16 protein-coding genes are annotated in these 16,425 nt (G+C 74.4%); 9 read left to right on the top strand and 7 right to left on the bottom strand.

Annotation, left to right across the window (positions count from 1 at the left end; translation table 11 throughout):
* Positions 1-100 precede the first annotated feature (100 nt).
* Entirely contained in the window at positions 101-1,687 is a 1,587-nt protein-coding gene (locus ACH4ZX_RS14225; protein WP_398271978.1) for an aldehyde dehydrogenase (NADP(+)), read from the top strand.
* Between the two features lie 81 nt (positions 1,688-1,768).
* Here ACH4ZX_RS14225 and ACH4ZX_RS14220 read toward each other — a convergent pair whose 3' ends face one another.
* The 5 genes from ACH4ZX_RS14220 to ACH4ZX_RS14200 form a co-directional block, all read right to left on the bottom strand.
* Positions 1,769-2,101, bottom strand: coding sequence for a cupin domain-containing protein (locus ACH4ZX_RS14220; RefSeq protein ID WP_398271976.1), 333 nt, complete (start codon positions 2,099-2,101; stop codon positions 1,769-1,771).
* A gap of 37 nt (positions 2,102-2,138) precedes the next feature.
* Positions 2,139-2,729: a NifU family protein gene (locus tag ACH4ZX_RS14215; protein WP_398271975.1), complete on the bottom strand. Its 591-nt coding sequence runs from the start codon at positions 2,727-2,729 to the stop codon at positions 2,139-2,141.
* Between the two features lie 18 nt (positions 2,730-2,747).
* Complete coding sequence (locus tag ACH4ZX_RS14210) at positions 2,748-4,700, bottom strand: ferrous iron transporter B (protein ID WP_398271973.1); 1,953 nt, start codon at positions 4,698-4,700, stop codon at positions 2,748-2,750.
* Complete coding sequence (locus tag ACH4ZX_RS14205; protein ID WP_398271971.1) at positions 4,697-5,005, bottom strand: ferrous iron transport protein A; 309 nt, start codon at positions 5,003-5,005, stop codon at positions 4,697-4,699. Before ACH4ZX_RS14205 ends, ACH4ZX_RS14210 begins: the two co-directional genes overlap by 4 nt.
* A gap of 155 nt (positions 5,006-5,160) precedes the next feature.
* Positions 5,161-6,681: an IucA/IucC family protein gene (locus ACH4ZX_RS14200; RefSeq protein WP_398271969.1), complete on the bottom strand. Its 1,521-nt coding sequence runs from the start codon at positions 6,679-6,681 to the stop codon at positions 5,161-5,163.
* A 177-nt stretch (positions 6,682-6,858) separates the two neighbouring features.
* Here ACH4ZX_RS14200 and ACH4ZX_RS14195 point away from each other — a divergent pair, with 177 nt between their 5' ends.
* Genes ACH4ZX_RS14195 through ACH4ZX_RS14185 form a run of 3 tightly spaced genes read left to right on the top strand, consistent with a single transcriptional unit; the run spans position 6,859 to position 10,478 of the window.
* The gene (locus tag ACH4ZX_RS14195; protein WP_398271967.1) at positions 6,859-8,394 is read left to right on the top strand and encodes an IucA/IucC family protein; all 1,536 of its coding nucleotides are present in this window, start codon (positions 6,859-6,861) and stop codon (positions 8,392-8,394) included.
* A gap of 9 nt (positions 8,395-8,403) precedes the next feature.
* On the top strand, positions 8,404-9,669 hold the full coding sequence (locus tag ACH4ZX_RS14190; RefSeq protein WP_398271965.1) for a VWA domain-containing protein: 1,266 nt from the start codon (positions 8,404-8,406) through the stop codon (positions 9,667-9,669).
* A 5-nt stretch (positions 9,670-9,674) separates the two neighbouring features.
* Positions 9,675-10,478 (top strand): hypothetical protein, encoded by an 804-nt coding sequence (locus tag ACH4ZX_RS14185; protein WP_398272136.1) that lies wholly within the window; start codon positions 9,675-9,677, stop codon positions 10,476-10,478.
* Between the two features lie 550 nt (positions 10,479-11,028).
* Here the strand turns inward: ACH4ZX_RS14185 and ACH4ZX_RS14180 are convergent.
* Positions 11,029-11,655 carry a winged helix-turn-helix transcriptional regulator gene (locus tag ACH4ZX_RS14180; RefSeq protein WP_398271963.1) on the bottom strand — a complete coding sequence of 209 codons (627 nt, stop codon included), beginning with the start codon at positions 11,653-11,655 and terminating at the stop codon, positions 11,029-11,031.
* Between the two features lie 87 nt (positions 11,656-11,742).
* On the opposite strand from ACH4ZX_RS14180, the gene ACH4ZX_RS14175 reads away from it, so the two are divergent.
* The 5 genes from ACH4ZX_RS14175 to ACH4ZX_RS14155 all read left to right on the top strand — a co-directional run bounded on the left by ACH4ZX_RS14175 (position 11,743) and on the right by ACH4ZX_RS14155 (position 15,331).
* Positions 11,743-12,951, top strand: a complete 1,209-nt coding sequence (locus ACH4ZX_RS14175; protein ID WP_398271961.1) for a pyridoxal phosphate-dependent aminotransferase — start codon at positions 11,743-11,745, stop codon at positions 12,949-12,951.
* 105 nt (positions 12,952-13,056) lie between these two features.
* Positions 13,057-13,923 carry a Scr1 family TA system antitoxin-like transcriptional regulator gene (locus ACH4ZX_RS14170; protein ID WP_398271959.1) on the top strand — a complete coding sequence of 289 codons (867 nt, stop codon included), beginning with the start codon at positions 13,057-13,059 and terminating at the stop codon, positions 13,921-13,923.
* A complete protein-coding gene (locus ACH4ZX_RS14165) occupies positions 13,920-14,120 on the top strand; it encodes a DUF397 domain-containing protein (RefSeq protein WP_398271958.1) in 201 nt (66 codons plus the stop codon). Before ACH4ZX_RS14170 ends, ACH4ZX_RS14165 begins: the two co-directional genes overlap by 4 nt.
* Before the next feature lie 92 nt (positions 14,121-14,212).
* Positions 14,213-14,845 carry a hypothetical protein gene (locus tag ACH4ZX_RS14160; protein ID WP_398271956.1) on the top strand — a complete coding sequence of 211 codons (633 nt, stop codon included), beginning with the start codon at positions 14,213-14,215 and terminating at the stop codon, positions 14,843-14,845.
* 63 nt (positions 14,846-14,908) lie between these two features.
* Positions 14,909-15,331 carry an acyl-CoA thioesterase gene (locus tag ACH4ZX_RS14155; RefSeq protein ID WP_324786895.1) on the top strand — a complete coding sequence of 141 codons (423 nt, stop codon included), beginning with the start codon at positions 14,909-14,911 and terminating at the stop codon, positions 15,329-15,331.
* A gap of 243 nt (positions 15,332-15,574) precedes the next feature.
* On the opposite strand, the gene ACH4ZX_RS14150 is transcribed toward ACH4ZX_RS14155, so the two are convergent.
* Entirely contained in the window at positions 15,575-16,423 is an 849-nt protein-coding gene (locus ACH4ZX_RS14150) for an NAD(P)H-binding protein (RefSeq protein ID WP_398271954.1), read from the bottom strand.
* Between the last annotated feature and the right edge of the window lie 2 nt (positions 16,424-16,425).

Below are 16,425 nucleotides of genomic sequence, written 5' to 3'. Positions count from 1 at the left end.
TATTGCTTAGGCTATACATCCGATCGCCCCGAAGACAACGACAACGTCAGCGTGACTTTGTCGAGACGTTCGTCCTGGCCGGACGAAGGGATGGAGCACTGTGAACCACCCGACCGGAAACTCGATCGTCGCCGGACATGACGTTCCTGGCACGGGGGAAGCGTGGCGTGCCGTGGTGGCCGCCACCGGCGAACCGTCGGGCCCCGAGCTGCGGGACGCCTCACCGGACCAGGTCGCGCGGGCGGCGCAGCAGGCCGCCTCGGCCGCGCGTGCGTACCGCGCTGCGCCCGGGCACCGGCGGGCCGCCTTCCTCGACGCCTGTGCGGAGGAGATCGAGGCCCTCGGCGACGGCCTCCTGACGCTCGCGGCGCTCGAGTCCGGACTGCCGCCGGCCCGCCTGACCGGCGAACGAGCCCGTACCTGCGCGCAGTTGCGCATGTTCGCCGACCTGGTCCGCAGCGGCGACGCGCTCGGTGTCCGTGTCGACCCCGCGCTTCCCGAGCGCCGGCCGCTTCCGCGACCGGACCTGCGGCTGCGCAAGATACCCGTGGGGCCCGTCGCCGTGTTCGGGGCGAGCAACTTCCCGCTGGCCTTCTCCGTCGCCGGCGGAGACACCGCCTCCGCGCTCGCCGCGGGCTGCCCGGTCATCGCCAAGGCACACCCGGCTCACCCCGGCACCTGTGAACTCGTCGCACGCGCCGTCACCGCCGCCGCCCGGCGCACCGGGATGCCCGCCGGCGTCTTCTCCCTGCTGGTCGGCCGCGGCGTCGAGGTCGGCCAGGCACTGGTGCGCGACCCGCGGATCGCGGCCGTCGGATTCACCGGTTCCCGCAGCGGCGGCCTCGCGCTCCTCGCCGCCGCCAACGCCCGCCCGGTGCCCGTCCCGGTCTACGCCGAGATGTCGGCGGTCAACCCCGTGATCGTCCTGGACGGCGCGCTGGCCGATCCCGGACCGCTCGCCGACGCGTACGTGACGTCGCTGACCAACGGCTCGGGACAGTTCTGCACCAACCCCGGCCTCCTCCTGCTCCCGGCGGGCGACGCCGGCGACGCCTTCCGCGAGGCCGTGGCGGACTCCGTGGCCGGCACGACGGGCCAGGTCATGCTCACCCCCGGCATCGCGGACGGCTTCGCCCGGGGAGTCCGGCAGTGGGCCGCCGTCGACGGTGTCCGCGTGGTGGCGCAAGGGACGCCCGGTGAAAGCCCGTACGCCCCCGGCCCGCTCGTCCTCGAGTGCGACGCGGCGACCTACGCGGCCCATGAGGACCTCACCGGTGAGGTCTTCGGCGCCGCGGGGCTCATCGTGCGCTGGTCGGGAGCCGACGAACTCGTCACGCTCATGGAGCGCGTGGAAGGGCAGTTGACAGCCACCCTGCACGGGACCGACGCCGACCTGGCGACGGCCGAACGCCTCCTGCCGGTCCTGGAGGAGCGCGCCGGGCGCGTCGTGTGGGGCGGCTGGCCCACCGGCGTCGAGGTGTCCCCCGCGATGGTGCACGGTGGCCCGTGGCCCGCGACGACCGCACCCGGTACGACGAGTGTCGGCACGCTGGCCGTCGAACGCTGGCTCCGGCCGGTCTGCTACCAGTCGTTCCCCGACGCGCTCCTCCCCCGGGAACTGCGCGCCGGCAATCCGCTGGGGGTCGCCCGGCTCGTCGACGGGGCGCGTGAACCGCAGGCCGGGTGACACCGTCACCGGCCCGGGGCCGCGCGCTGAAGACCGCGTCGGCGCCCGGCGCGGGCCGGGCCCGGGCCGGGCGGTTCGCCGTCAGGCGGTCTTGGCGACGGTCAGCAGGACCGCCGCGTCCTCCAGTGCCTCGACGCTGTGGCGGGCCTGTGGGATGACGAGGAGGTCGCCGGTGCGCCCGTCCCAGGAGGTGTCGCCGCTGACGAGTCGTACCCGTCCGCGCAGCACCAGCAGGGTCGCCTCGCCGGGGTTGTCGTGTTCGGCCAGCACGGTGCCGGCGGTCAGGGCGAGCAGGGTCTGGCGCAGCGTGTGCTCGTGACCGCCGTACACGGTCGCGGCGCTGCGCCCGGCGGGGGCCGCCGCGGCACGTTCGAGGTGTTCGCGGGCCTCGGCGTCGAGCGAGAGCTTCTGCATGGATGCGGTCTCCGGAGAGTCGGGGGCTGCCGGGTTCTCACCCTACGTGCCGGTCAGCGCCGCGCGCCGGTCCCGGCACCGTCCGGCCGGTGCCGGGGAACCCCGGCGCCGACACGCTGCGGATCTCCAGCGGGCCGGGCAGGCGGCGGAGCAGTTCGCGTTCCAGGCGGTTGTGCAGGGTGAACCAGGCGGCGGGGCAGCCGTGGCAGGCGCCGCCGAGGCGGACGGTCACCACGCCGTCGCGGACGTCGACGAGGTCGATGGTGCCGCCGTGGGAGCGGGCGAAGTCGCCCACCGGGCCGGCCAGGACGTCGCGCGCCGCCGCGCAGGCCGCCGTGTCGGCGTACGAGCCGTCGTCGGCGGCGGCCGGGGTCCATCCGGCGGGGTCGTCGAGGGCGGCGTGCAGCGCGGTGCGCACCCGGGCGCCCTCCCGGGACCAGGAACGGCCCTCCGTCAGGTCGGTGACGACGGCGGACGGCTCCACGGCGATCCGGCTCAGGGTGCCGTCGGCCAGCAGCGCTTCCAGCGGAGCGGGTACGGCGGCCATCGGGCCGGCGCACGGCAGGGCGCCGGCGGGGACGATCCAGCGCAGTCGGCCGGGCTCACCGGGGACCGGCTGGGGGTGCATGGGGATCATGGCCGGGCCTCAGCCGCTCAGCAGGAGGGTGACGGTGCGGGCCAGGTAGGCCATGAGCCAGGCCAGCGTGGTCAGGTAGGTGAAGGCGATCGCGGGCCATCGCCAGGTGCCGGTCTCCCGGCGCAGGACCGCCACGGTGGCCATGCACTGCAGCGCGTAGACGAACCAGACCAGCAGCGCGGCGATGGTGGCGGGCACGAACACCCGCTCCCCGGCGTGCGGGCCGTCGGAGTAGGTCATGTCCCGCAGCGCCTGCGTCGGGTGTTCGGGGTTCTCGGCGGCGGCGACCTGGCCGATGGTGGCGACGAACGTCTCCCGCGCGGCCTGCGCCGACAGCACGCCGACGTTGACGCGCCAGTCGAAGCCGAGCGGGTCGAAGACGGGGGCGGCCAGGCGGCCCAGGCCGGCGGCGTAGCTGTGGTCGACGGTGTAGGCGGACACCGCCGTCCGGTCGGCGGTGTTCACGCCGTCGGCCCGCATCTGGGCCGTCGAGTGCACCGGCAGGTTGAGCAGCAGCCACAGCACGATGCTGGTGGCGGCGATGACGGTCGAGCACTTGCGCAGGAACGACTGCGCCGAGGACCACATCGCCACCAGGACGGCGCGCGGGGCGGGCAGCCGGTAGGGCGGCAGCTCCATGAAGAACGGGACGGCCTCGCCGTGCCGGTCGCCGATCTTCTTGAACGCCCAGGCGGCCAGCAGCGCGGAGACGGCGCCGAGCAGGTACAGGCCGAACATGACCAGGCCCTGCGCCCCGAACGGGCCGACCCGGTCGGACGGGTCGACCAGCAGGCCGATGAGCAGCACGTAGACCGGCAGCCGCGCGGAGCAGGTCATCAGCGGGGCGGCCATCATGGTGGCCAGGCGGTCCTTGGCGGAGGGCAGCGTGCGGGTGGCCATGATGCCGGGGATCGCGCAGGCGAACGACGACAGCAGCGCCACGAAGGCCCGGCCCTCCAGGCCGAAGCGGGCCATCACCCGGTCCATCAGGAACGCGGCCCGCGCCAGGTAGCCCACCCCCTCCAGCAGGGCCAGCAGCAGGAACAGCAGGGCGATCTGCGGGACGAAGACGAGCACGCTGCCGACGCCGCCGATCAGCGCGTCGCCCAGCAGCCCGGCCAGCCACGGGTTGCCGACGTGGTCGGACACCAGGCCCGCCAGCCAGGAGAACAGCGTCTCGACCGCGCCCTGCAGCGGTGCGGCCACCGTGAAGACGGTCTGGAAGAACGCCGCCATCACCGCGAAGAACACCGCCGTGCCCCACACCGGGTGCAGCAGGACCGCGTCGACGCGTTGGGTGACCCGGTGCCGTTCCGGCGGCCGGTAGCCGGCGAAGGCCAGCACCGACCGCCCCCAGGCGTCCCGCTCGGCGGGGTCGGTGGGCGGCGCCACCGCGGGCACCGTCCAGGAGCGCCACTCGGCGATCTGCTCGCGCAGCCGGGCGATGCCGTGTCCGCGGTGGCCGACCACCGGCAGCACCGGCACGCCCAGCGCCTGCCCGAGCGCCTCGACGTCCAGCCGGCCCTGGCGGCGGGCCAGCTCGTCGGTGAAGGTCACCACCACGCAGGTGGGCAGCCCGCGGGCCAGCAGCTGGGCGAGGAACCCCAGCGAGCGCCGCAGGGTGGTGGCGTCCACCACGGCCAGCAGCGCGTCCGGCCGGTCCACGCCGTCGATCCGGCCGTCCAGCACGTCTACGGCGATCTTCTCGTCCGGGCTGACGGGCTCCAGGCCGTAGGTGCCGGGCAGGTCCTCGACGACGTGGCGCCGGCCGCCCGCCCGGCAGGTGCCGACGAAGCGGGAGACGGTCACGCCGGGGTAGTTGCCGGTCTTGGCGCGCAGCCCGGTCAGGCCGTTGAAGACGCTGGTCTTGCCGGAGTTGGGGGCGCCGACCAGGGCGATGTGCGGCGCCGCCTCGGTGAGGGTGGTCTCCCCGCCTTCGGCGCCGTGGCAGCCGGTGCTCACCGCGCCTCCTCGGCGACGCGTACCCGCACGCACCCCGCCTGCGCCCGGCGCAGGCACACCTCGTAGTCGCGGACGCGGTAGACGACCGGATCGCGCAACGGCGCCCGCCGCACCACCTCCACCTCGGTGCCCGGGACGAACCCCAGGTCGTGCAGCCGGCGGATCACATGCGGCGGCTCGGTGCCGCCGACGTCCGCCACCACCGCGCGGGCGCCGGGCGGCAGGTCCGCCAGCGGGCGCGACGTCACGTCGTCGGCGGCCTCCAGGCCGTCTGTCTCCTCGCGGACCCCGCCGATACCACTCATGCGCCTCTCCACCAGCCCGTGCCCCATGCGGCCCGCCTCACCATGGGCCTCAGTAAGGGAAGGCTAACTTATCGACATGGAGACAGCCGAGGCCCCTCGGCCCTGGACTTCGGGCCCTCCGGCCCTGTCGGCCGCGCGCTCGCGGCGTACGCAGGTCAGGGGGAGATCCGTTCCGGAGACCGCCGGTCGCCGGCCAGCGGGTTGGGCAGGGGCCGGTAGCGGGCCTCGGCGCCGTCCGCGCCGGTCCAGCGCAGCAGCAGGTTCGTCTTCCCGGGGAGGGTGGGCGAGGTGAGCAGGGCGGCCGCCTCGGGGAGCCCGGGGCGGGTGAGCGCGCGGCGGGCGGCGGGCCAGGGGTCGAGGCCGGGGTGGTGTTCCACGAGGGCGGCGGCGACCTCGGTGAGGTGGTTGACGACCAGGCAGTACACCAGCCGTTCCCAGCCGGCCGCCCGGTCCGTCCCGGGCAGCAGCTTCACGCCCTCGGCGTCCCGGAACAGGGCCTGCACCGGCGTTCCGGAGGCGTCGACGGCGACCAGCGTGTTCTGCAGGTGCGCCTCCAGGACGACGCCGTGGTCGGCGAAGGCGGCGAGGGCCGGGGGGACGACGGCGGCCAGGTACGCCTCCCACCAGGCCGCCGGGTCGGCCGCGTGCGGCAGCGGGCTGCCCGCGAAGCCCTCCACGAGACCGGCGGCGAGCAGCGGGGTCGCGCCGGGCAGGAGGTGGCCGCGCAGCCCGTCGCGGACCAGGACGGCGAGTTCCTCGTAGGCGAAGCGGGCGGTGCGGTAGCCGCGGTCGCCGATCCAGGCCGCCGGTCCCGGGATCGCCGCGAAGGCGGCCGTCACCGCGCTGTCCGTGCCGCGCAGCCTGACGAGGTCGTGGCGCCACAGCCGCCGGATGTCGTTGGTGATCCGCACGTCGAGGCTGAACTTCAGGAAGAGGTCGGCTGCGGGGGCGTACAGGGTACGGATCGCGGCGGTGGGCCAGGCGTCGAAGGCGGTCGTGCCGAGCCGGACCAGCCGGCCGTCGGCGAAGGCGTCCGCCAGGTCCACCAGGTCCAGCTGCCAGGGGTGGGCGGGCAGCAGCCGGTAGCCGGGCGGGGCGTCGCCGAGGGCGTCGAGCGCGGAGGTGTCGCCCTCCTCGACGACCGTGTCCGCGCGCACCCCGAGCAGCACCAGCGGGAAGCGGGCGTGCGCCTCGGGGGCGTAGGGGAGCCAGGAGGCGGTCGGGCCGCCGCCGCGCGCCTTGGGGGCGGGGTGGTGGGGGTGACCGGTGACGAGGGACTGCTCGGAACGCAGGTACGGGTCCGCGGGCGGCGTCGCCCGGGCGCGCGCGGCGAGCAGCGCGGCGACCGCGTCCCGGCTGTCGATCATCTCGGCGGGCAGTTCGTGGTTGGACCGGCCGGTGTGCCGGCGCAGTTCCTCCGCGACCAGCTTGACCAGTTCGGCGTGGCCGATGCGGTGCCAGCGGCCTCCCGCACGCACCTCGGGCTCGGCGGGCCGCCGGGTGCCGCGCACGCGCAGCAGCCGGTCCACCCCGGGCAGCCGGTACACGCCGGGTTCCGGGAGGGGGTGCGCCACCTCGCGCAGCAGGCAGTTCAGGAGCGGTGCCGCCGCGTACGCGTCGGCGCGTTCCATGACGTCGTCACCGCCGGACGGGGGCATGAGGTCCACGCGTTCCATTCGTTCCTTGGAGTCCCTGGGGCCTCTGGGATTCTCTGGGTCCACTGGGGTCCCTGGGGTCCCTGGGGTCCCTGGGGTCCCTGGGGTCCCTGGAGGTCCGTTCCGGGCCGGGACGATCAGTATGTATGCCGTCAGCCCTGGACCGTGACGCCCTACTGGTACCCGAGGAGCCCGCCCGTGCACCGTTCCCACCCCGTCGAGGCCCGGGTCGCCGGTGAGCTCGCGGCCGTGCGCCCCGGTCTGCTGCCGCGTTACGAGGCCGAGCTGCCGGGTGCCCGGGCGGCCGTGCTGACCCGGTTGTGGCGGGCGCTGTGCCACGAGCCGCTGCCGTGGATCACGGGCCGCGCGCCGGACGGTGGGGGCGTGACCCTGCGCCTCCGGGACGGCCGCCTGCTGCGCGGGCCGGCCGCCGACCCGTACGCCACCGCCGGGTACGTCACCGAGGTCCGCCTCGACGGCGCGCCGTACGCGCATCCGGCCCTGCTGATGGCCGCGCTCGCGGTGGAGCACGGCGACGGCTTCGCGGCCGAGCTGGCGCACAGCGTGGCCTCGTCGGCGCTCTCACGTGCTGACCGTGAACCCCACCCGGAGGGGTGGCCGGTCACGGGGTGGGAGTGGGAGCAGCGGGTGGTGGACGGGCATCCCTACCACCCCAGCTGCCGCGCCAGGCCCGGCTTCTCGGTGGCCGAGCAACTGGCCTACGGGCCCGAGCACCGGCCGCTGGTGACGCTCGGGCTGCTGCCGGCGCCGGTGGACGAGTGCCTGGTGACGGGGGCGTGGCCGGCCGAACTGCGCGACGGCTCAAGGCTGTTGCTGCCGGTTCACCCGTGGCAGGCGGAGCATGTGCTGCGGCGGACGGGCGAGGCGTGGATCGCCGGGCATCCGCTGATGTCCCTGCGCACCCTCGCCGTGCCCGGCGGACGGCATGTCAAGACCGCGCTCAGCGCCCGGCTGACGTCCTCGGTGCGGGACATCTCCGTCCGCTCGGTCGCCCTGTCGGCGACCCTGTCGGCGTTCGCGGAGGCGCTGGCGGCGCGCACCGACGGCCTGCTGCACGTCACCCGCACGCTGGGCGCGGCGGCGGCCGGTTCGCCCGATCTCGCGGCGGTGCTGCGGGAGTCGCCGGACCTGTACGCGGCGGCGGGCAGCGGTGAGCGGGTGGTGCCGGTGGCCGCGCTGCCGGACACCGGGCTGACGGCCTCCCCCGCCTGGCTCGCCGCCTTCGCCCGCCTCGCCCTCACCGTGGGGCTGCGCCTGCTGGATCTCGGCGTGGCGCTGGAGGCGCACGGCCAGAACCTGCTGGTCGTGCTGTCCGCCACGGGCGCCCCACTGCGGCTGGTCTACCGCGACCTCGCCGACATCCGCGTCAGCCCCGCCCGGCTCGCCCGGCACCGCGTCCCGTTCCCGGAGCTGACCGGACGCAACGTCACCGACGACGAGACGGCCCTGCGGCGCAAGCTGTTCGGCTCTCTGGTGGCGGGCGCGCTGGCGGGCACGGCGGGCTCGGCGGCGGCCCTGCGCGGGGCGCTGGAGGCGGCCGTGGGGGACCTGCCGCGCACCCCCGACCTGGCCGCGCTGCTCGGCGAGCCGCTGCCGGCGAAGGCGCTGACGCTGATGCGGCTGTCGCCGTCGGCCCCCGGCGACCGGTGGACCGTACTGCCCAACCCCCTTCGGTGGGGGGCCGTTTTGGAGCCGGACACCCGGGATCAATAGGATCCGCCGATGATCAGAACACAACGGCTGGCGGCAGGGGTCTGCGCCCTGCTGGCCGCCCTGACGGCCGGGTTCGTCTTCCCGGCCGCGGCGGCCGCCGGCGAACCCACGGGCGAGAACGCCCCGAAGGTCGACCTCGTCCTCGACGTCAGCGGTTCCATGCGGACCCGGGACATCGACGGCGGCACCCGGATGGCTGCGGCGAAGCAGGCGTTCAACGAGGTGCTGGACGCGACGCCCGAGGAGGTGCAGCTCGGCATCCGCACCCTCGGCGCCAACTACGCGGGCAACGACAAGAGGACGGGCTGCAAGGACACCGCGCAGCTCTACCCGGTCGGCCCGCTGGACCGCACCGAGGCGAAGACGGCGGTGGCGACGCTCTCGCCCACCGGCTGGACGCCGATCGGTCCCGCCCTGCTCAAGGCGGCCGACGACCTGGGCACCGACGCCGGTTCCAAGCGGATCGTGCTGATCAGCGACGGCGAGGACACCTGCGCCCCGCTGGACCCGTGCGAGGTGGCCCGCGAGATAGCCGCCAAGGGCATCGGGCTGACCATCGACACCCTCGGCCTGGTCCCGAACACCAAGCTGCGCAAGCAGCTCAGCTGCATCGCGGAGGCGACCGGCGGCACGTACACCTCGGTCGAGCACACCGACGAACTCACCGACAAGGTCAACCAGTTGGTGGACCGGGCGGCCGACCCGGTGGTCACGCCGGTGGCCACCGAGGGCGGCGGCGCGTGTGCGCAGGCGCCCGCGCTGAAGTCGGGTCTGTACACCGACCGCGAGGAGTTCGGGCAGCAGCGCTGGTACAAGGTGGACGTCGAGCCCGGCAAGGAGCTGCGCGCCTCGGTGAGCGTGGCCGCCGACCGGGCCGTCAACCCCGACTACGGGGTGCTGCTGCGGGCGGTCACCGTGCACGGGCGCGAGATCGTGCGCGGGGAGGCCGCGGGCGACGGCCGTACGGACGTGATCTCGACGGGGCTGCGCTACCCGAAGGCGGAGAGCGACGACGATGAGGCCGCGGCGGAGACCGTGTGCCTCCAGGTCACCAACAGCTTCTCGGCGGCCTCCGGGGTGAAGGCCACGCCCGGTATGCCGCTGGAGCTGACCGTGGACGTGGTGGACGGGCCGGGCACGTCCCGGGACGTGGCCGCCTTCGGCCTCGGGCGGGGCTGGTGGCTGCTCGGCGTGCTGATCCTGACCGGCTTCCTGGCCGGGGTGCTGTGGGGCTGGCTGTCGCGCTGGCGGGTCGCGGTCTGGAGGACCAACTGATGCGGATTCCGATCACACGTGTGCTGAGCGCGGCCCTGCTGACGCTGGGCCTGGCCGCCGCGCCCGCGGCCGCCGACTCCTCGCCGTCGCCGTCGTCCTCGGCGGACGGTGACGCGCCCACCTCGGCCGGCACCTCCTTCCGTACGGCGGCCGAGATCGACCAGGGCCAGGAGGCCACGGCCAGCGGCTCCACCGGCGACTACCTGTACTGGTCGTTCCCGGCCGACGAGGGCCAGCGCCCCACCGTCAGGGCGACGGTGAAGCTGCCCGACTCGCACGCGGACCAGACCTGGCAGATCGACGTCTACGACGGACTGCGCCGCCGCCAGGCCTGCCAGTACGGCGCCCAGACGCGCACCGCCGCCCAGGGCGCGTCCTCCGTCGAACTGGCCTGCACGCTGCGGACCGTGCGCGCCTGGTCCGAGCCGTGGGCGAACGACCCGCTGCCGGGGACGTACTACATCCGGCTGACGGTGGTGAAGCTCGCGACGGCCGACCTGGGCCTGCCGGTGACCGCCTCGGTCCGGGCCGACTCCAAGGACATCGGCGGTGCGGCGGCCGTGGACGGCTCGCTGGGCAAGCCGCTGGTGCCGGGCATCGCCGTCACGTCCGCCCAGGACGACGAGGACAAGAAGTCGTCCGCGGTGCTGTCCGCCATCGAGCCGGAGGACGGCTGGGCGTCCGGCTGGTGGTCCGACCGCTGGGTGTGGACCGGGATCGGCGGCATCCTGGCCGCGCTCGCCGGAATCGGCGGCTACGCCCTCACCCGCGGCTCGGGCCGCCCGTCACGGGTGCCGCCGGGCGCCTGACCGTCTCCGCGAAGTCCCTACCCCGAAGGCCCGCCTGTCCGGCGGGCCTTCGTGCTTCCCGCTTCGCGCGGGCCGATGCCGGGCCGTCCTCGCCGCCCTCGACGACGCCGGCGTCGAGCCCGGCGAGGTCGACGCGCCGGGGCGCCGTCACGGCGAAGCCGACGGCTCCGCCGATCCCGCCGATTCCGCCGCACCGGCCGGGCCTGTCGGGCCGGCCGCATGGCGGCTTCGCGCGCCGCTCGGGCGGCCGTGCAGCGTGACGCCGTGACGTCGAGGCCGCCTCCTCACCACCCCCGCGCCCAGCCTCGCCCCGCGCGCTGCCGGGCCAGGGACCTTGACGCCTCACGCCGTAACGGCGTGACGCCGAGGCCGCCGCCCTCCCCCGCCCCACCCGGGCCTCGCCGTGGCGGAAACCTCCCGTGCGCGGCGGGCGCCGGATGCCGGCGCCGGAGACGTACCCGCCCGGCGTCCTCCTCGCGACGGGCGGCTGCCGGATGCGGCGCAGGCGTCGGAGCCTCCGCGCCCGCGGCGCGGCGGGGCCTGCCGACGCTCACGCCTCGCGCAGCGCCTTCGCCAGGGTGCCGTCGCCGGTCACCCGCACGCGGCCGGCGCGCACCGCCTCCGTCAGGCTCAGCTCGGCCCGGCCGACCGCCGTGCAGGTGTCCACGTCCATGGCCAGCCGGGCGTCGGGTTCGACCGGGGCGGGCCCCTCGCGGTAGGCGGGGCCTTCGTCGCCGCCGACGTACAGGTGGAACTCGCCCTCCTCCAGGCGCACTTCGACGATCCCCTCGCCGTCCAGCGCGCGCAGCAGCGGCAGGGCGAACCAGTGCGCGCGGACCGCGTCGGTGGGCCGCCGCTCGCCCAGTTCCGCCTGCCCCCACTCCCCCAGTGCCTGCAGCACCGGCAGCAACTCGCGACCGCGGTCGGTGAGTTCGTACACGTAGGCGGAGGCGGGCGGGGGCAGCCGGCGCCTCGTGGTCAGGCCGTCGCGCTCCATGTCCTTCAGCCGCGAGGCGAGTACGTCCGTGCTCACGCCCGGCAGGTCCGCGTGCAGGTCCGTGTACCGGCGTGGCCCGGCCAGGAGTTCGCGGACGATCAGCAGGGTCCAGCGGTCGCCGACGAGGTCGAGGGCGCGGGCGGCGGAGCAGTACTGGTCGTAGCTTCGGCGAGGTGACATGCGACGCAGTCTAGACATGTTGTTGGACTTTCCAAGCGCCTACTTGGTAAAACCAAGCGACACCAGTCAGCAGAGGGGAAGCGGCGCATGGAGTTCCGGCAGTCGAACAAGCTCAGCGAGGTCTGCTACGAGATCCGCGGCCCGGTGATAGAGCACGCCAACGCGCTGGAGGAGGCGGGCCACAGCGTGCTGCGCCTGAACACCGGCAACCCCGCGCTGTTCGGCTTCGAGGCGCCGGAGGAGATCCTCCAGGACATGATCCGGATGCTGCCGCAGGCCCACGGCTACACGGACTCCCGCGGCATCCTCTCCGCCCGCCGGGCCGTCGCCCAGCGCTACCAGACCCTCGGCCTGGAGGTCGACGTCGACGACGTCCTCCTCGGCAACGGCGTGTCCGAGCTGGTGTCGATGGCCGTGCAGGCGCTGCTCGAGGACGGCGACGAGATCCTCATCCCCGCCCCGGACTTCCCCCTCTGGACGGCCGTGACGACCCTCGCGGGCGGCAAGGCGGTGCACTACCTCTGCGACGAGCAGGCCGACTGGTACCCGGACCTGGACGACATGGCGGCGAAGATCACCAGCCGCACCAAGGCCGTCGTCATCATCAACCCCAACAACCCCACCGGCTCCGTCTACCCGAAGGAGATCGTCGAGGGCATCCTCGACCTCGCGCGCCGCCACGGCCTGATGGTGTTCGCCGACGAGATCTACGACCAGATCCTCTACGACGACGCCGTGCACCACTCGGCCGCCGCGCTCGCCCCCGACCTGGTGGTCCTCACCTTCTGCGGCCTGTCGAAGACGTACCGGGTGGCCGGCTTCCGCTCCGGGTGGGTGGTCGTCACCGGTCCCAAGCAGCACGCCAGGGACTACCTGGAGGGCCTGACCATGCTGGCCTCCATGCGGCTGTGCGCCAACGCGCCCGCGCAGTACGCCATCCAGGCCGCGCTGGGCGGCCGCCAGTCCATCCGGGAGCTGACCGCACCGGGCGGGCGGCTGCACGAACAGCGCGACGTGGCCTGGGAGAAGCTCAACGAGATCCCGGGCGTGTCCTGTGTGAAGCCGAAGGGCGCGCTGTACGCGTTCCCGCGCCTGGACCCCAAGGTCCACAGGATCCACGACGACGAGAAGTTCGTCCTGGACCTGCTGCTGCGCGAGAAGATCCAGGTCGTGCAGGGCACCGGCTTCAACTGGCCGGCCCCGGACCACTTCCGCATCCTCACCCTGCCGCACGCCGAGTCCCTGGAAGCCGCCATCGGCCGCATCGGACGGTTCCTCTCCGGATACCGCCAGTAGTACCCGCCCCGCCTCCCGACGCTGTCCGGGCCGGTCCGGGTCGCGAGGCGTAACGCCCCGGCCCGGCCCGGAGTTGGTACGGGCGGCACGGGGAGCTGTGCGCGAGTGGGCGTGACGGGACAGGGATCGCAGCGCGGTGACGGGACGGAGCCGTACGGCGCCGACGACGAGGAGTCCGCGGGAGTACTGCGGACGGTCGGCAGGGTCGTCAAGACCTGCCGCGAGCGGAAGGGGCTCACCCAGGCCGAGTTGGGCACGGCCATCGGGTACAGCGAGGAGCAGGTGTCCTCGGTGGAGCGGGGACGCCGGGCGCCGAGTCCGACGTTCCTGGAGGCGGCCGATCAGGTACTGGACACCGGCGGGCTGCTCACCGGCCTGAAGAAGGACGTGGAACACGCCCGCTACCCGAAAAAGGTCCGCGACCTGGCGAAGCTGGAGGCGGAGGCGGTCGAGATCTGCACCTACGACAACTCCGTCGTCAACGGGCTCTTGCAGACGGAGGGGTACCTGAGGGCCGTGTTCGCCTCGCGGCGCCCGGCATTCTCGGAGGAGGAGGTGGAGCGTCTGGTCGCCGCCCGGTTGGCACGGCAGGGGATCATCAACGGGACAGGAACGGTCCCGGCTTTCAGTTTCGTCCATGATGAGGCTGCCCTTCGCCGGGCGGTCGGAGGCAGAATGGTCTTGCGCCGACAGCTCGAACGGCTTCTGGACATCGGCCAGATGCGAAACGTGGAGATCCAAGTGCTCCCCCTGGGGCGCGAGGACAACGCCGGCCTCGATGGTCACTTCCACCTGCTGCGGCTGAAGGAGGGCACCACGTTGGGACACGTCGACATGCAGCTCACCAGCCGCCTGATTTCGGACTGCAAGGGCGTTCACGTTCTCGAACTGCGGTACGGGACCATCCGGGCTCAGGCCCTCCCGCCCCGGGAGTCAATGGCCTTCATCGAGAAACTGCTTGGAGAGACATGAGTGTGACGCCTGCGGCAGCCGACAGCCTGGAATGGGTCAAGAGCAGCTACAGCACCCCTGACGGTGCCGCCTGCGTCGAAGTCGCCGCCGCTCCGGGCACCGTCCACGTCCGTGACTCGAAGCGCGCGCACGGCCCCCGGCTCGCCTTCGGCCCGCGGGAGTGGGCCGCGTTCCTCCCCTACGCCGCCGATCACTGACGAAGCGGCGTTGTCAGTCCCCCGTCGTAGCCTTCGAAGCAGGCCGAACGAGTCCGAAGACATCGAGGCCGCCGCCCGGGAAGGAGGACGCCGTGACACGACCGCCGACCGCCGCCCAGCAGCGGGTCATCGACGCCGCCGATCCTGTCACCGGCCGGCTGCGGGGGACAGAGGCGCAGCTCGCGGCGCTGGTCAAGCGGGGGCTCGCGTTCCGGCACCCTCGGCCGCCGCACGACCACTTCCTGACGCCGGCCGGACACCGGCTGCGGGAGGCGCCGGCGCAGGCGCCCGAAAAGACCGCCGGCGGCGCGCGGCCGGAGGCCGGCGTGTTCGCGGCGCGGGCCGGCGGGGAGGCGGAGCCGCCGCCCGCCGGGCCGGCCCGCCTCCGCGAGGTGCGAAGCGCCTGGCAGGGGCTGCTGGAGCTGCGCCGGATGACCAATCCGGACGGCGCCGCCGACCGTCCGTGCGGCTGGGAGCGCACGCATCTGGTGCGGGCCGCCGCGCTCGCCCTGGAGGCGGCCGGCCACCGCCCGGCCGGACCGGACCCGGCCGGCTACCGGGTGCGCGGGACGCCGCAGCCGGAGGCGGTCGCCGTGCACGAGCCGGACCCGGAGGCACTGCGGGCCTGCGCGGCCACCCTGGAGCGGGCGGGCTGGCAGGTCGGCGAGCACACCGAACCCCGCACGCGTGAGCGCTATCTGCTGGCATCGCCCCGCCGCATGTGACGGACATGCCAAGATCGGCGGGCAGGGCAACGCATACGAGAGCGAACGCGAGAGGGGAACGCAGTGAGCGAGCCGTTTGCCGTCCCGGTGACCGTCCGCGGGTACGAGACCGACGTGCAGGGCCACCTCAACCAGGCGGTGTACATCAACTACGCCGAGCACGCCCGCTGGTCGATGCTGCAGTCGGCCGGGATCAGCCAGGCGGGCCTGATCTCCCGGGGCGTGGGCCCGGTGGCGCTGGAGACCACCATCCGCTACCAGCGGGAGCTGCTGGCCGGTGAGGAGGTCGAGGTGACGTGCGCCTTCGACTGGGGCGGTGGCAAGACGTTCCGCATCGAGCAGACCATCCGCAAGAAGGACGGCACGGTGGCCGCCGAGATCACCGCGGTGGGCGGCCTGCTGGACCTCCAGGAGCGCCGGCTGATCACCGAACCGCAGAAGATCTTCGAGGAACTGGCGTCGGACCCCAGCCTGTTCGGCATCTGACCGCCGCACCGGCCGTCCACCGGACGCCTGCGCGCCGAGCAGACCGGCCGGTGCTCGGCGTCGCAGGCGGCGCGGGACTCGTGCAACTACTGCACCGCAGGCGTGAGTCGGTACTCGCGGCGGCCGGCGGCCGCCTGGCGCCGACGGTGGTGGCGGCCGTACCGCGACCGGCCGGCCCGGCGCGGCGGAAGCGGCCGGCGCGGCGGCGGCACTCCCGTGGCCGCCGCCGTTCGTCCGCGCGCCTCAGGCGAACGCCGTCCGGTGGTCTTCGGCCCACTCCCGGAAGGTCCGCGCCGGACGGCCCAGCGTCTCGCGGACGTCGTCGGTGACGACGGCGTTGCCGCCCTCCTCGATGAAGCGGGCGGCGACCACGAGACTGTCCGCGTAGGCCTCGCCGAGACCGGCGGCGAGCAGCCCCGCGCGCCGTTCCTCCGGTGTCGGCTCGTACAGGCGCACCGGGCGGCCGAGGACCTCGCCCAGGACGGCCGCCTGGCGGCTCGCACTGATCGCCTCGGGACCGGTCAGGGTGTACGTGCGTCCCGCGTGCCGCCCGTCGAGCAGCGCCGCCACCGCCGTCCCGGACACGTCCCGCGGGTCGACGACGCCCTGCTCGCCGTCGCTCATCATGCTGGGCACGGGGGTTCCCTCCCGCACGGCCTGCGCCCAGCTCAGCGTGTTGGAGGCGAAGGAGGAGGCGCGCAGGACCGTCCATTCCAGGCCGCTCGCCCGGACGGCCTCCTCACCGGGCAGGTGCCAGGTGCCGAACACGCCCAGCCGGGGGTCGCCGGTGCCGATCGAGGAGAGCTTCACGATCCGCCGTACGCCCGCCGCCCGCGCCGCCTCGACCAGGCCCCGGTCGTACCCGCCGTCGTCCGGCCCGAACACGCCGACCAGGAAGGCGGCGTCCGCGCCCGCCATCGCCGCCTCCACCGAGGCCCGGTCGCGGTGGTGGCCGGGCACGGTCTCCACCCCCGCGGGCGTCCGGGCCGCCGCCGGGTCGCGGGTCAGGGCGCGCACCTTCTCGCCGCGCGCCGCGAGCTGCCGTACCACTTCACTGCCGATGGTGCCGGTGGCACCCGTCACGAGGATCATGC

Origin of the sequence: Streptomyces sp. NPDC020490 (assembly GCF_044335305.1) — a bacterium.
Classification (GTDB): domain Bacteria; phylum Actinomycetota; class Actinomycetes; order Streptomycetales; family Streptomycetaceae; genus Streptomyces.
Note: the sequence above shows the minus strand (reverse complement) of the source record. Positions and strands in the feature narration are given on the sequence as shown.